The sequence below is a fragment of the Mesorhizobium sp. M0208 genome (assembly GCF_040322015.1).
Taxonomy (GTDB): domain Bacteria; phylum Pseudomonadota; class Alphaproteobacteria; order Rhizobiales; family Rhizobiaceae; genus Mesorhizobium.
The window spans coordinates 136,840-149,383 of the sequence record NZ_JAMYSP010000002.1 but is presented as its reverse complement, the minus strand read 5'-3'; the positions used below and the strand labels follow the sequence as shown (position 1 = coordinate 149,383).

General features: G+C 63.6%; 12 protein-coding genes. All 12 read left to right on the top strand.

Annotation, left to right across the window (positions count from 1 at the left end; genetic code table 11):
* Position 1 precedes the first annotated feature (1 nt).
* The 12 genes from NKJ17_RS02765 to NKJ17_RS02710 all read left to right on the top strand — a co-directional run bounded on the left by NKJ17_RS02765 (position 2) and on the right by NKJ17_RS02710 (position 12,334).
* Positions 2–1,606, top strand: coding sequence for a di-heme oxidoreductase family protein (locus NKJ17_RS02765; RefSeq protein WP_352506131.1), 1,605 nt, complete (start codon positions 2–4; stop codon positions 1,604–1,606).
* On the top strand, positions 1,606–2,679 hold the full coding sequence (locus NKJ17_RS02760; protein WP_352644427.1) for an imelysin family protein: 1,074 nt from the start codon (positions 1,606–1,608) through the stop codon (positions 2,677–2,679). The genes NKJ17_RS02765 and NKJ17_RS02760 overlap by 1 nt, the downstream gene beginning before the upstream one ends.
* A 2-nt stretch (positions 2,680–2,681) precedes the next feature.
* Entirely contained in the window at positions 2,682–3,788 is a 1,107-nt protein-coding gene (locus NKJ17_RS02755) for a DUF1513 domain-containing protein (protein WP_352506133.1), read from the top strand.
* Between the two features lie 159 nt (positions 3,789–3,947).
* Positions 3,948–4,640, top strand: a complete 693-nt coding sequence (gene tsaB, locus NKJ17_RS02750; RefSeq protein ID WP_352506134.1) for a tRNA (adenosine(37)-N6)-threonylcarbamoyltransferase complex dimerization subunit type 1 TsaB — start codon at positions 3,948–3,950, stop codon at positions 4,638–4,640.
* Positions 4,640–5,134: a ribosomal protein S18-alanine N-acetyltransferase gene (gene rimI, locus NKJ17_RS02745; protein ID WP_254816257.1), complete on the top strand. Its 495-nt coding sequence runs from the start codon at positions 4,640–4,642 to the stop codon at positions 5,132–5,134. Before tsaB ends, rimI begins: the two co-directional genes overlap by 1 nt.
* 21 nt (positions 5,135–5,155) lie before the next feature.
* Positions 5,156–5,956, top strand: coding sequence for a lyso-ornithine lipid O-acyltransferase (gene olsA, locus NKJ17_RS02740; RefSeq protein ID WP_352506135.1), 801 nt, complete (start codon positions 5,156–5,158; stop codon positions 5,954–5,956).
* A 62-nt stretch (positions 5,957–6,018) separates the two neighbouring features.
* Positions 6,019–7,428, top strand: coding sequence for a tRNA (N6-isopentenyl adenosine(37)-C2)-methylthiotransferase MiaB (gene miaB, locus NKJ17_RS02735; RefSeq protein ID WP_352686829.1), 1,410 nt, complete (start codon positions 6,019–6,021; stop codon positions 7,426–7,428).
* Between the two features lie 83 nt (positions 7,429–7,511).
* Positions 7,512–8,504, top strand: coding sequence for a PhoH family protein (locus NKJ17_RS02730; RefSeq protein WP_352464821.1), 993 nt, complete (start codon positions 7,512–7,514; stop codon positions 8,502–8,504).
* Positions 8,505–8,521: 17 nt separating this feature from the next.
* Positions 8,522–9,019, top strand: coding sequence for an rRNA maturation RNase YbeY (gene ybeY, locus NKJ17_RS02725; protein WP_352506137.1), 498 nt, complete (start codon positions 8,522–8,524; stop codon positions 9,017–9,019).
* A 28-nt stretch (positions 9,020–9,047) separates the two neighbouring features.
* A complete protein-coding gene (locus NKJ17_RS02720) occupies positions 9,048–10,121 on the top strand; it encodes a hemolysin family protein (RefSeq protein ID WP_352448597.1) in 1,074 nt (357 codons plus the stop codon).
* A gap of 69 nt (positions 10,122–10,190) precedes the next feature.
* The gene (gene lnt / locus NKJ17_RS02715) at positions 10,191–11,777 is read left to right on the top strand and encodes an apolipoprotein N-acyltransferase (RefSeq protein ID WP_352686826.1); all 1,587 of its coding nucleotides are present in this window, start codon (positions 10,191–10,193) and stop codon (positions 11,775–11,777) included.
* 137 nt (positions 11,778–11,914) lie between these two features.
* On the top strand, positions 11,915–12,334 hold the full coding sequence (locus NKJ17_RS02710; RefSeq protein ID WP_023676895.1) for a helix-turn-helix domain-containing protein: 420 nt from the start codon (positions 11,915–11,917) through the stop codon (positions 12,332–12,334).
* The last annotated feature ends 210 nt before the right edge of the window (positions 12,335–12,544 follow it).

Here is a 12,544-nt window from a genome sequence, read left to right as displayed (position 1 = left end):
AATGCGGCGCCCCCTAGATTTCTTGCGCCGCTTGCCGGCCGAAGATTGCGGCCTGCCGCCTCAGAAGAAGCCGCGGTACGGGATCCTTCGCGGCCCTTTTCTTGCCGTGGTGGCGACGCTCACAGCCTCGGCGCTGGCCGGAGCGCCGCAACCGGCGGGGCTTGCCACCAGCCGCACCGATCTGACGCCGAAGGATCTGGCGCGCGTCATCGCGATCACCAGGCCGACCAGCGATTTCTCCAAGCCCGAGCAATTCGAATTGATGCAGGGCGGCGCCGGCACCTCGAAGAAGGACGTCAACAAGGATGCCTTCTCGCAATCCTCCGCCAACATCGGCTTCGAGGAAGAGGGTACCTTCAAGCTCGGCAATGCCATTTTCCGCAAGAACTGGGTGTCGTCGCCATCCTCGACACAAGCCTCGGATGGGCTCGGTCCGCTGTTCAACGAGCGCGCCTGCCAAAACTGTCATCTGAAGGACGGCCGCGGCCATCCGCCCGAAGGCGACAGCGGCACCACCTCGATGTTCCTGCGCCTGGCAAGGGAAGCCAGTACCGAGGAGGAGAAAGCCGCACTCGCCGATCACAAGGTGCTCAACTTTCCCGACCCGGTCTATGGCACACAACTTCAGGAGCTAGCCGTTCCCGGCCTGCAGGGCGAAGGCAGGATGCATGTCGATTATCAGGAGCAGAAAGTAAAACTGGCGGACGGCAGCGTCGTGTCGCTGCGCAAGCCGAGCTATTCGGTCGAGGGTCTCGCCTACGGGCCGCTCGATCCGCACACCACGCTGTCGCCGCGCATGACACCGCCGATGATCGGCCTTGGCCTGGTGGAGCAGATCGCTCCTGCCGACATCCTTGCGCATGCCGATGCGACCGACCGCGATGGTGACGGGATTTCCGGCAGGCCCAACATAATACGCGACAGCAGCAGCGGTGAACTGACGCTCGGCCGTTTCGGCTGGAAGGCGCAGGCGGCTTCGATCCGTCAGCAATCGGCGGACGCTTTTGCCGGCGATATCGGCATTTCGACGCCTGAGGTGCCGAGGCACTGGGGCGATTGCAGCGCCGCAGAAAAGACCTGCCTTGCCCTACCCAACGGTGTACAGGAGCGCCTCGGTCCGGTCGAAGCGCCGCCGCCGGTCGTGGACCTCGTCACCTTCTATTCGCAAAACCTTGCCGTGCCGGCTCGGCACGATCTCGACAGACCGGATGTGCTCGCCGGCAAAAAACTGTTCTACGATATGGGCTGCATCTCCTGCCATACGCCGAAATTCGTCACCCGTCGCGGAACCCCGAACAGAGCGCACGCCTTCCAGCTGATCTGGCCTTATTCCGATTTCTTGCTGCATGACATGGGACCCGGCCTTGCCGACGGACAGGCGGTGGGCGAGGCCACGGGAAGCGAATGGCGCACGCCGCCGCTGTGGGGCATCGGGCTCACCCAGACCGTCAGCGGCAACACCTTCTTCCTGCATGACGGGCGCGCACGCAGCCTGGCCGAGGCAATCCTGTGGCATGGCGGCGAGGGCGAGAAGGCGCGTGACCGCTTTGCCGCTGCCAATGCGGCCGAACGCGCCGCGCTGATGAAGTTTCTGGAGTCGCTCTGATGCGGAAGCGTCTTGCACTCGCGCTGATGCTGGTCCTCGCCGATGCGCTGCCGGCATCCGCCGCGGTGAAGGCTTCGGATGTGATCCAGCGGGCGATCGACGGCTTCGTCCGCCCGGCCTATACCAGGCTGCATGACCACGCGGACAGCTTGGCCAAGACCATGCACGCGCTTTGCCAGGCGCCTTCGCAAGATACTCTCGATGCGGCACGCGCCGAATTCTCAGGCGTCGTGGATGCCTGGTCGGTGGTGGAAATCATCCGTTTCGGGCCGATCGCCGAAAACAACCGGCTTGAGCGCATGCTGTTTTGGCCGGACCGCAAGAGCATCGGCCTGAAGCAGGTGCAGGCAGCACTGGCCGGCAAGGATCCGGCGGCCGCCGATCCGGCCCAACTGGCGACAAAGAGTGTCGCCATGCAAGGGCTCGGCGCATTGGAGTTCGTGCTCTACGGCGATGACGCCGGTCAATTGGCCGGCAAGGGCGACGCCTATCGCTGCGCCTATGGTGCAGCCATTGCCGGCAATGTCGAGACGATTGCCGCCGAGGTCGGCGAGGCCTGGAACAAGCCCAACGGCTTTGCCGCGCTCTGGGCCCATCCCGGTCCGCAGAACGCGCTCTATCACGACGGAACCGAAGCGGTGACCGAACTGGTCGGCGTCTTCATCAACGAGTTGGAAATGGTTCGCGACGTGCGCCTGAAAGGCTTCCTGGGCGCCAAGCCGGAGGCCGACAAACCGAAACAGGCGATTTATTGGCGCTCGCAGAACACCGCACGCTCGCTGACCGGCAATCTGGCGGGCATGGATGCGCTGTTCCAGGCCTCCCAGCTTGGCGATGCGCTGCCGCCTGATGCACGCTGGATGGCGGAATCGGTCCACATCCAATTCACCAACGGGATCGAGGCCGCCAAGGCGATCAGGGGTCCGATCGACAAGGCACTAGCCGATCCGACGTTGCGCCAGAAGCTCGACTACTTCGCACTGGTGACATCCAGCCTGACGACCCTGATCGGCACCAGGCTGACCGCCGAATTCGGCCTGACCGCCGGGTTCTCGTCACTGGATGGCGACTGATCATGAGGACGCCGCTGATCGATCGGCGCGATTTCCTGAGGGCCGCGGGCGCTGGTTTCGTGGCGGCGATGGCGCCGTCGGCCTGGGCAAATACACTCGACGCCGACGCGGTCTTCGCCACGGCTTTCGTCAAGCGCGACGGCAGCTATGGCGCGGCCGTCCTGTCCGAGGCCGGCAAGTTGTTGCACACGATCGATCTGCCCGATCGGGGCCACGACGTTACCTTCGACCCGGTGTCTAAGCGTTCGGTGGTGTTTGCCAGGCAGCCGGGCACCTTTGCTGTCGTCTTCGACCATACCGGCCGCGATGAACCGCACACCATTGCCAGCGTTGCCGGCCGGCATTTCTTCGGCCATGGCGTGTTTTCGGCCGATGGCACGCTGCTCTACGCAACCGAGAACGATTTCGACAATGCCGACGGCGTCGTCGGCGTCTATGACGCGCATGCGAAATTCAAGCGCATCGGCGAGTTCCCGACCTACGGCACAGGCCCGCACGAGCTTTTGCTGCTTTCCGACGGCAGGACGATTGCTGTGGCCAATGGCGGCATCGAGACGCATCCGGATTATGGCCGCGCCGAGCTCAACATCGCAACGATGAAGCCTTCCTATGTTCTGGTCGACCGCCTTACCGGCGATCTCACCGAAAAGCACGAATTGCCGCCAGCGCTGCACCAACTGTCGATCCGCCATATGGATGCCGACCGCTCCGGCACCGTCTGGTTCGGCTGTCAATACAGGGGGCCGGGTACCGATCGTCCCCCACTGCTCGGCCGCGCGCCGCGCGGCATGGACTTGAAATTGCTCGACATGCCGCAGGACGTGCTCTCGGCCTTCAGAAATTATATCGGCTCGGTCGCGGCCAACCCTGCCGCCGGCACCATCGCCGTGTCTTCGCCTGAGGGGAATTCGCTTGCCGTGATCGACACGGCCAGCGGCCGCATCGTCGCCAGCAAGGCGCTGGTCGAGGTCTGCGGCGTTGCACCCGATGGGGAAAGCTTCATGGCGACGACCGGCGCCGGCGAAATCGTCGAGGCCGGTGGCTCGATACGTTCCGAGCCGGACTATGTCTGGGACAATCACCTGCTGCGTATCGAGCAGGTCGGCTAGTTCCGATACCTATTGTGGCGATTGCGTGCGTTGGAACTTACATTCTTGGACCCGCGCCGAAGCCAAGTCGCCTGACGATTTATCCATTATTCCCTTGCGGGGATCAGCTCTGGCGGGCAGAGGGAAGCTGTTTTCGAAACTGTCTCAACCGGCCGCTTCATGAAGTTGCTTGCCATCGACTGTGCCGCCAATCTCTGCGCCGCCTGCGTCTACGACGCGGCGGCCGGGAAAGAACTCGGCCGTTCGGTGCTCGATCTCGGCAAGGGTCATGCCGAGCATCTGATGGGTGTCATCGAAGGCGCGTTGAAGGCGGCCGGAAGCGATTATGCCAGCCTCGGCGCCATTGCCGTTTCAACCGGTCCGGGCTCCTTCACCGGACTGCGTGTCGGCGTCTCGGCGGCGCGCGGCCTGGCGCTGGCGCTGAAAATCCCGGCGATCGGCGTGACGACTCTGGAGGCACTGGCGGCAGAGACCGCAGCGATATTTCCCCGCCGCGCCGTGATCGCAGCGCTCGATGCAGGCCGCGAGGAGATCCATGCGGCACTTTACGATGAGAGGTCGGTTCTGATCTATGGTCCGGCTGTGACCACGCTCTCGCACGCCGCAGCCATGGCGATCGACATCTCTCCGGTTCTGGCGGGCACGGCGGCAACCCAAATTGCCGCGGCGGCCGGACGCAGCTTCGATCTCGGTGAGACGGCGGCCACCGCCGACATCGCTGTCTATGCGCGGCTGGCCGCGGCCCAAGGTGCCGGTAAACACGGCGAGGGCGAAAAGCCGAAACCGCTTTATCTGCGGGGCGCCGACGCCAAGCCGCAGGCCGGCTTTGTTCTATCCAGGCAAAAAAACTGATGCGTATTCCATTCCTCCAGCCGCGTCGCAGGGACTATGCGATCGAGCCGCTGACGGTTGCCGACAGCGCGGCCATGTCGGTGCTGCATCGCGAGGATTTCGCGCGGCCGTGGACCGACGACGAATTCGCCGCGCTGCTCGAGCAGGACACGGTGTTCGGCTATGCCGCGCGCGAGACCGGACAGGGCGCCAAGCCGCCGGTGGGCTTCGTCCTGGCGCGGCTGGCCGCCGGCGAGGGGGAGATCCTGACGGTCGCAGTGGCACGCTCGCACCGGCGCCGGGGGCTCGGCTGGCAATTGATGGATGCGGTGCTGCGTGAACTGCACGCACAGCGCGCCGAGGCGCTTTTCCTTGAGGTCGACGAGACCAACGTCGCCGCGATCGCGCTCTACCGGCGGCTGGGCTTCCGCGAGGTCGGCAAGCGCGCCAACTATTACAAGTCGCCGGAGCACGGCCCGACCGGCGCCCTTGTCATGCGCCGCGATCTTCGCTAGCCAAACGCCGGGGTGGTGCGGATGATCGGAAAAATCAGGATTTTCCTGGCGCTGGGGCTGGTTGTCGTCGGCTCATTGGTGCTTGTGCCGCTGCAGGTCTTGTCGATGAAGACCGGGCTCTGGCGCGAGACCTTCATCCTGAAGATCTGGCACAGGATGATCATCAGGGCGCTCGGGCTGCGCATCCATGTCAAAGGGGCGCTATCCGGCCAACGCCCATTGCTGGTCGCCGCCAACCACATCTCCTGGACCGACATCATGGTGCTGGGATCGATGGTCGACGTGACGTTCATCGCCAGAGCCGACATGGCCGGCTGGCCGCTGATCGGCATGCTGTCGAAGCTGCAACGCACCGTCTTCATTGAACGTGAGCGCAAACGTTCGTCGGGCGACCAGGCGAGCGAGATCGCCCGCCGGATGGCCAAGGGGGACGCCATGGTGCTGTTCGCCGAAGGCTCGACCGGCGACGGCAACATGATCCTGCCGTTCAAGAGCACACTGTTCGGCGCCGCTACGATGGCGATTGCTGAAGGGGCGGCCGAACAGGTCTTCATCCAGCCGGTGGCGATCGTTTATACGCGCCTGCATGGCGTGCCACTCGGCCGCCGGCATCGGCCGGTTGCCGCCTGGATCGGCGATGAGGAGCTGATGCCGCACCTCAAGGTGCTGATGGCCGAGGGCGCTCTCGACGTCGAGGTGCATTTTGGCGAGGCGATTGCTTTCTCCAAGGGGTCCAGCCGCAAGGAGACGGCAAAGCAGATGGAACGCCAGGTGCGCGAGATGGTGCAGGCGGCGCTCGCCGAACCGCGCCCGAGCCGGTAGTCTGCTCGGTACCGGCCAGATTCGTCTGTTTTTTGTCAGGGAAAGGCGCTAGAAGCCGCGAAATGGAATTGAACACGATAGAACGCGACGACATCGGCGCTGCCGCCGAAGACCTGGTCGTTCTGCCTGCCGCGACCAGGAAGGTCTTCGTCAAGACCTATGGCTGCCAGATGAACGTCTACGATTCGCAGCGCATGACCGATGCTCTGGCCATCGACGGCTATGCCGCGACAGACGCCATTGGCGAGGCCGATCTGGTGCTGCTCAACACCTGCCACATCCGCGAGAAGGCGGCGGAAAAGGTCTATTCCGAACTTGGGCGCATCCGTGAGTTGAAGGCGGAACGTGCCAAGGCCGGGCGCGAAATGCTGGTCGGCGTCGCCGGCTGCGTGGCGCAGGCCGAGGGCGCCGAGATCATCCGTCGCTCGCCGGTGGTCGATCTGGTCATCGGCCCGCAGACCTACCACCGGCTGCCCGGTGTGCTGGCGAAGGCGCGGAGCGGAGAAAAGATCGTCGAGACCGACTATGCCGTCGAGGACAAGTTCGAGCATCTGCCGCAGCCCAAGCGCGCCGAACTGATCAGGCGCGGCGTGACGGCGTTCTTGACCGTTCAGGAAGGCTGCGACAAATTCTGCACCTTCTGTGTCGTACCCTATACGCGCGGCTCGGAAGTCTCGCGGCCGGTGGCACAGATCGTCGCCGAAGCCGAGCGCCTGGCGGATGCCGGCGTGCGCGAGGTGACGCTGCTCGGCCAGAACGTCAACGCCTGGCATGGAAGAGGCGAAGACAGCGAGGAATGGGGCCTTGGCCGGCTGCTGTTCAGGCTCGCAGAGATTCCAGGTCTGGCGCGGCTGCGCTACACGACCAGCCATCCGCGCGACATGGACGATGAATTGATCGCCGCCCATCGTGATTTGCCCGCGCTGATGCCCTATCTACATTTACCGGTGCAATCCGGCTCGGACCGCATACTCAAGGCGATGAACCGCAGGCATATGGCCAAGGACTACCTGACGTTGATCGACCGCGTCCGTGCCGCGCGGAACGACATCGCACTGTCCGGCGATTTTATCGTCGGCTTTCCCGGTGAGACGGAAGCGGATTTCGAGGCGACGATGCAGTTGGTGGAAGACGTCAACTATGCCTCGGCCTTCTCGTTCAAATACTCTCCGCGGCCCGGCACGCCGGGCGCCGAAATGAACGATCAGGTGCCGGAGGCCGTCAAGGACGAGCGCCTGCAGCGATTGCAAGCGCTGCTTCTGAAACAGCAGCAGCATTTCGGCGCAAGCCTGGTCGGCAGGACCATCGACACGCTGGTCGAAAAGCCGGGCCGCCAGGCCGGCCAGAAGGTTGGCCGCTCGCCGTGGCTGCAGCCGGTTATTGTTGATGAAAAGGCCGGCGAAATCGGTGACATTATCCAGGTACGAATCACGAAGGCGGGCTACAACAGCCTGTTCGCCGAATTGGCCTGAAGGCCTCGGCAGATGAGGAGAGACGGTTGAGCGCTGCTGAAGTCAAGAACCTGCCCCAGAATCTACCCTCCGGGGCCTCGGATATGGCGCACATCGTACTGACTTTCGACAATAACAAGCTTGCCAGCGCCCTTTACGGCCAGTTCGACGAGAATCTGGCCAGGCTCGAGCAGAAGCTCGGCGTCGACATCCGCTCGCGTGGCAACCAATTGACCATCAAGGGCTCTTCCTCAGCCGCCGAGCAGGCACGCCGCGCCTTGGACAATCTTTACGGCATTCTGCAGAAAGGCACTGATATCGGCCAGTCCGATGTCGACGGCGCGGTGCGCATGGCGATCGCCACCGACGACCAGCTGACGCTGCCGACGCTGGAGCGCAAGGGCAAGGTGTCCGCCGCCCAGATATCGACACGCAAGAAGACCATCTATGCCCGCTCGCTGAACCAGGACGCCTATATGCGCGCGCTGGAGCGGTCGGAACTCGTCTTCGGCATCGGCCCGGCCGGCACCGGAAAGACCTACCTGGCGGTGGCGCACGCGGCAATGCTGCTCGAACGCGGCATGGTCGAACGCATTGTGCTGTCGCGCCCCGCGGTCGAGGCCGGCGAACGGCTTGGCTTTCTGCCGGGCGACATGAAGGAGAAGGTCGATCCCTATCTGCGGCCGCTCTATGACGCGCTCTACGACATGATGCCGGCCGACAAGGTCGAGCGGGCGATTGCCGCCGAGGTCATCGAGATCGCGCCGCTGGCGTTCATGCGCGGCCGTACGCTGGCGCATGCCGCCGTCATCCTCGACGAGGCGCAGAACACCACGCCGATGCAGATGAAGATGTTCCTGACCCGGCTCGGCGAGAACTCGCGCATGATCGTCACCGGTGATCCGACCCAGATCGATCTGCCGCCGAACACCAAGTCCGGCCTGGTCGAGGCGCTGAGAATTCTCGACGGCGTTACCGGCATGGTGACGGTCCGCTTCAATGAAGGCGACGTCGTCAGACATCCGCTGGTCGCCGAGATCGTCAAGGCCTACGACCGTGACGGCAAGCTGGCCAGGGGCTTAGGTGTCGAAAGCTGATATGATTATGCGGCCGCATGGCTGAGGAGCAAAAGGCGGGAGGGCCGCTTCCCGTCGAGATCGATATCGCCATAGAGGCGGGCGACTGGCCCGACGAGACGACGCTGACGCGGCTGGTCGACCACGCCGTATCGGCCGCCTTTGTCGAAACCGGTGCGGACGGCCGTTCCGAGCTCAGCATCGTCTTCTCCGACGATGCCCATATCCGTACGCTCAATGCCGGCTGGCGCGGCAAGGACAAGCCCACCAACGTCCTGTCTTTTCCGGCTTTTCCCTTTACCAGGGGCGGGCCTCTGCCGCCGATGCTCGGCGACATCGTGCTGGCCGCCGAGACTGTCGCGCGCGAGGCGGCACTGGAAGACAAGCCCGTCGAGGACCATATCTCCCATCTCGTCATCCATGGCCTGCTGCATTTGCTGGGCTATGATCACGAAACGGATGCCGAAGCGGATCTGATGGAAGCGACAGAGCGCGCAGCACTTGCGAGGCTTGCCATTCCCGATCCCTACACGTAATTACAAAAGACCAATTGACCGGACGATGATGAACGACAAACCAGAGACTGCCGCCCGCTCCGACGCCGGCAGTGTGATCAAGCCTTCCGAAACGACGGAAGAGGGCTCGAGTCCGAGTACCACGACCGGCAGCTTCGCCAGCGAGGCATCGCCTGCCGGTCCTTCCCTGTTCGATCGCGTGCTCGGGCTTTTCAGGCACCGCAACGGCACCAGCCTGCGCGAGGAGATTGCCGGTGCGCTTGCCGAAACGGCGAGCGATGCAGAATCCTTCTCGCCCGGCGAACGCGCCATGCTCAACAACATCCTGCGCCTGCGCGAAGTGCGGGTCGAGGACGTCATGGTGCCGCGCGCCGACATCGAGGCGGTCGAGATCACGACGAAGCTCGGCGATCTTCTGGGGCTGTTCGAACAGTCCGGCCACTCCCGCATGCCAGTTTATTCGGAGACGCTCGACGACCCGCGCGGCATGGTTCATATCCGCGACGTGCTGGCGCATATCACCAAGGTCGCCCGCGTCAGAAAGGGCAGGACGACCAGGAAAACCCCGGTCGCGACGGTTCTCGATCTCGCCCAGGTCGATCTGGCGCGCACCATCGGCGATCTCAACCTGATCCGACCGGTGCTGTTCGTGCCGCCGTCGATGCTCGCCTCCGACCTGATGGGGCGAATGCAGACGACGCGCACCCAGATGGCGCTGGTCATCGACGAATATGGCGGCACCGACGGCCTCGTCTCGCTCGAGGACATCGTCGAGATGGTAGTCGGCGACATCGAGGACGAGCATGACGAGGACGAGCCGATGATCACCCAGGCCGGCGAAGGCGTCTTCATCGTCGACGGCAAGGCCGAGATCGACGACGTCGCCAAGATGATCGGCGAGGATTTCGCCGCCGGCGAGCACGGCGAATATGTCGACACGATCGGCGGCATGATCTTCAATACGCTTGGCCGGGTGCCGGCGCGCGGCGAAGTGGTGCAGGCCATACCCGGCTTCGAGTTCCATGTGCTCGACGCCGATCCGCGCCGCGTCAAGCGCGTGCGCATCGTCGAGACCTTGAAGGGCGAGCGGCGGCGCCGCGCCGTGCGCACCGAGCAGGCTTAGGGTTTGTTTGGAGGCAAGCCCGCGGCCTGATAAATCTTGCGTCCTGATTCGCACGACTCGGAAGCATTGATGGAGCGCCAGGCCGGCCGGATAATTCTGCTTTGGGGCTGGCGGCGCGCGCTGGTGGCGTTTCTTGCCGGGGCGCTGGCGGTTCTTGCCCAGGCGCCTTACGATTTCTTCGCCGTCTGCTTCGTTTCGTTCCCACTGCTGGTGTGGCTTCTCGATGGCGCGACCGGCGAAGCCTCGGACGGTTTTCTGCGGCGCTTGCGGCCGGCTTTCGCCGTCGGCTGGTGGTTCGGTTTCGGCTACTTTCTTGCCGGTCTCTGGTGGGTCGGCTCGGCGCTTCTGGTCGAGGCCGACAGCTTTGCCTGGGCCTTGCCGTTCGCGGTGGTCGGCATCCCCCTCGCGCTGGCCTTCTTTTACGGTTTCGCTGCCGTGGTTGCCCGGCTGTTGTGGAGCAACGACATCGGCCGCATCGCCGCGCTCGCCTTCGGCTTTGCGCTGGCGGAATGGCTGCGCGGCTTCCTGTTCACCGGCTTTCCGTGGAATGCCGTCGGCTATGCGGCGATGCCGGTGCCTTTGCTGATGCAGAGCGTCTCGGTGACCGGCATGGTCGGCATGAACGCGCTGGCGGTCTTCGTCTTCGCGCTGCCGGCGCTGCTTGCGGCGCGCCAGCATCTTCGCCTGGGCGCGGCGTTGCTTGTCGTTCTCGTCGCCGCCCATGCCGGCTTCGGTTATATCCGGCTCGCCGCCCCCGAAAAACCGGCGGCCCATAGCCTCGACGTCCGTATCGTGCAACCTGCCGTCGATCTCACGGAAAAATGGGATGCCTCGGTGCGTGACCGCATCTTCGCTACCATGATGGGGCTTTCGGCCAAGGCACCGGAACCCGGCCATAACAGGCCGCAATTGATCCTGTGGCCGGAGACCTCGGTGCCGTTTCTGTTCACCGAACGTCCGGATGCCTTGCCTGCCATCGGAGAGATGCTTGGCGATGGCCAGATGCTGGTTGCCGGCGTCGTTCGCGAGGAAGGCGGCTCGGCGGCCCGCAGCCGTTACTACAACTCGGTCGTGGCGATCGACGACAGGGGCGAAATCGTCGATGCCGTGGACAAGGTCCACCTGGTGCCCTTCGGCGAATATCTGCCTTTCGCCGATCTGCTCGGCCGCTTCGGGCTTGAGCAGCTTGTTGCCGGTCCGATGACCTTCGCGGCGGGCAATGAGCGGCACCCGATCACGCTGCCCGGCGGGATCCGAGCGCTGCCATTTATTTGCTATGAGGTCATCTTCTCCGATCTCGTCGCGGTTGACGCAACGTCAGCCGAGCTTATTGTGAACGTCACCAATGACGCCTGGTTCGGCGACACGCCAGGGCCGTACCAGCACTTCAGGCAGGCGCAGATCCGGGCGGTGGAGAATGGGGTACCCCTGTTGCGCGCGGCTAATAACGGCATTTCGGCCGTTGTCGACCCGCGCGGCCGCATCGTCGACGCGCTGGCAATCGATGCACGCGGCGCCGTCGATGTGCGTGTGCCGATCTCCAACCAAGCCATCGTTTCCTCCAGCCAACGACGCATTAACGGAATGCTGATCATGTTTTTGCTCGCCGTAGCGGCATGCATTTTGAACGTAAGGCAAAGGCTACGGGCGAATTGACAGCCGACACATTAGAAACTCATACTGTAAGCGCCTGAAAATTTTCGAAGTCGATAAGGTCGTTCTGTTGGGGCACGGGCCGCGGCGTCGTTTGGGCAGCAAAATAGAAAAAGCCGGAAAAATTCGGCGAGGACAAAATGACAGAAGAAAACAAGAAAAAGCCGAATCCGATCGACATCCACGTCGGAAGCCGCATCCGGCTTCGCCGCAATATGCTGGGAATGAGCCAGGAAAAACTGGGCGAAAACCTCGGCATAACGTTCCAGCAGATCCAAAAGTACGAAAAGGGCACCAATCGCGTCGGCGCCAGCCGTTTGCAGGCAATCGCCTCCATACTCGGCGTGCCCGTCGCCTTCTTTTTTGAGGATGCGCCCGGTCAGGAGCCCGTGGGCAACCGTGGATTTGCCGAGGATGCGTCGATGACCTCCGCCGTCGAATTCTGCGGCAGCCCGGAAGGGCTCCAACTGAACCGCGCCTTCGTCAAGATCGCCGACGTGAAAGTGCGCCGTAAGATCATTGAGCTTGTGAAGTCGCTCTCCACCGACGAGGTCGATTGACTGGCTCGCGAAGAGTTCAAAGAGGTAGAGTTCGTCGTCGCTGGGCACGCAATTTCTCGCGCTTGCCCGCATCGAGGGATGTGCGTTCCGCCGATGCGCTAAAGCGCGGATCGATTTTGCTCGACACGCTTCCTCGACGTCGTTTTCCCTCAGTCTGTTGGCGCAAGGGCTGATCGCAGTGCGCCCTGCCGCCGTCTCGGGATGCAGAGA

Coding starts and splice junctions, on each gene's coding strand:
- NKJ17_RS02710 (WP_023676895.1), top strand. CDS start 11,915: ATGACAGAAGAAAACAAGAAAAAGCCGAATCCGATCGACATCCACGTC.
- NKJ17_RS02760 (WP_352644427.1), top strand. CDS start 1,606: ATGCGGAAGCGTCTTGCACTCGCGCTGATGCTGGTCCTCGCCGATGCG.
- NKJ17_RS02730 (WP_352464821.1), top strand. CDS start 7,512: ATGGCGCACATCGTACTGACTTTCGACAATAACAAGCTTGCCAGCGCC.
- NKJ17_RS02765 (WP_352506131.1), top strand. CDS start 2: ATGCGGCGCCCCCTAGATTTCTTGCGCCGCTTGCCGGCCGAAGATTGC.
- rimI (WP_254816257.1), top strand. CDS start 4,640: ATGCGTATTCCATTCCTCCAGCCGCGTCGCAGGGACTATGCGATCGAG.
- lnt (WP_352686826.1), top strand. CDS start 10,191: ATGGAGCGCCAGGCCGGCCGGATAATTCTGCTTTGGGGCTGGCGGCGC.
- olsA (WP_352506135.1), top strand. CDS start 5,156: ATGATCGGAAAAATCAGGATTTTCCTGGCGCTGGGGCTGGTTGTCGTC.
- NKJ17_RS02755 (WP_352506133.1), top strand. CDS start 2,682: ATGAGGACGCCGCTGATCGATCGGCGCGATTTCCTGAGGGCCGCGGGC.
- NKJ17_RS02720 (WP_352448597.1), top strand. CDS start 9,048: ATGAACGACAAACCAGAGACTGCCGCCCGCTCCGACGCCGGCAGTGTG.
- tsaB (WP_352506134.1), top strand. CDS start 3,948: ATGAAGTTGCTTGCCATCGACTGTGCCGCCAATCTCTGCGCCGCCTGC.
- ybeY (WP_352506137.1), top strand. CDS start 8,522: ATGGCTGAGGAGCAAAAGGCGGGAGGGCCGCTTCCCGTCGAGATCGAT.
- miaB (WP_352686829.1), top strand. CDS start 6,019: ATGGAATTGAACACGATAGAACGCGACGACATCGGCGCTGCCGCCGAA.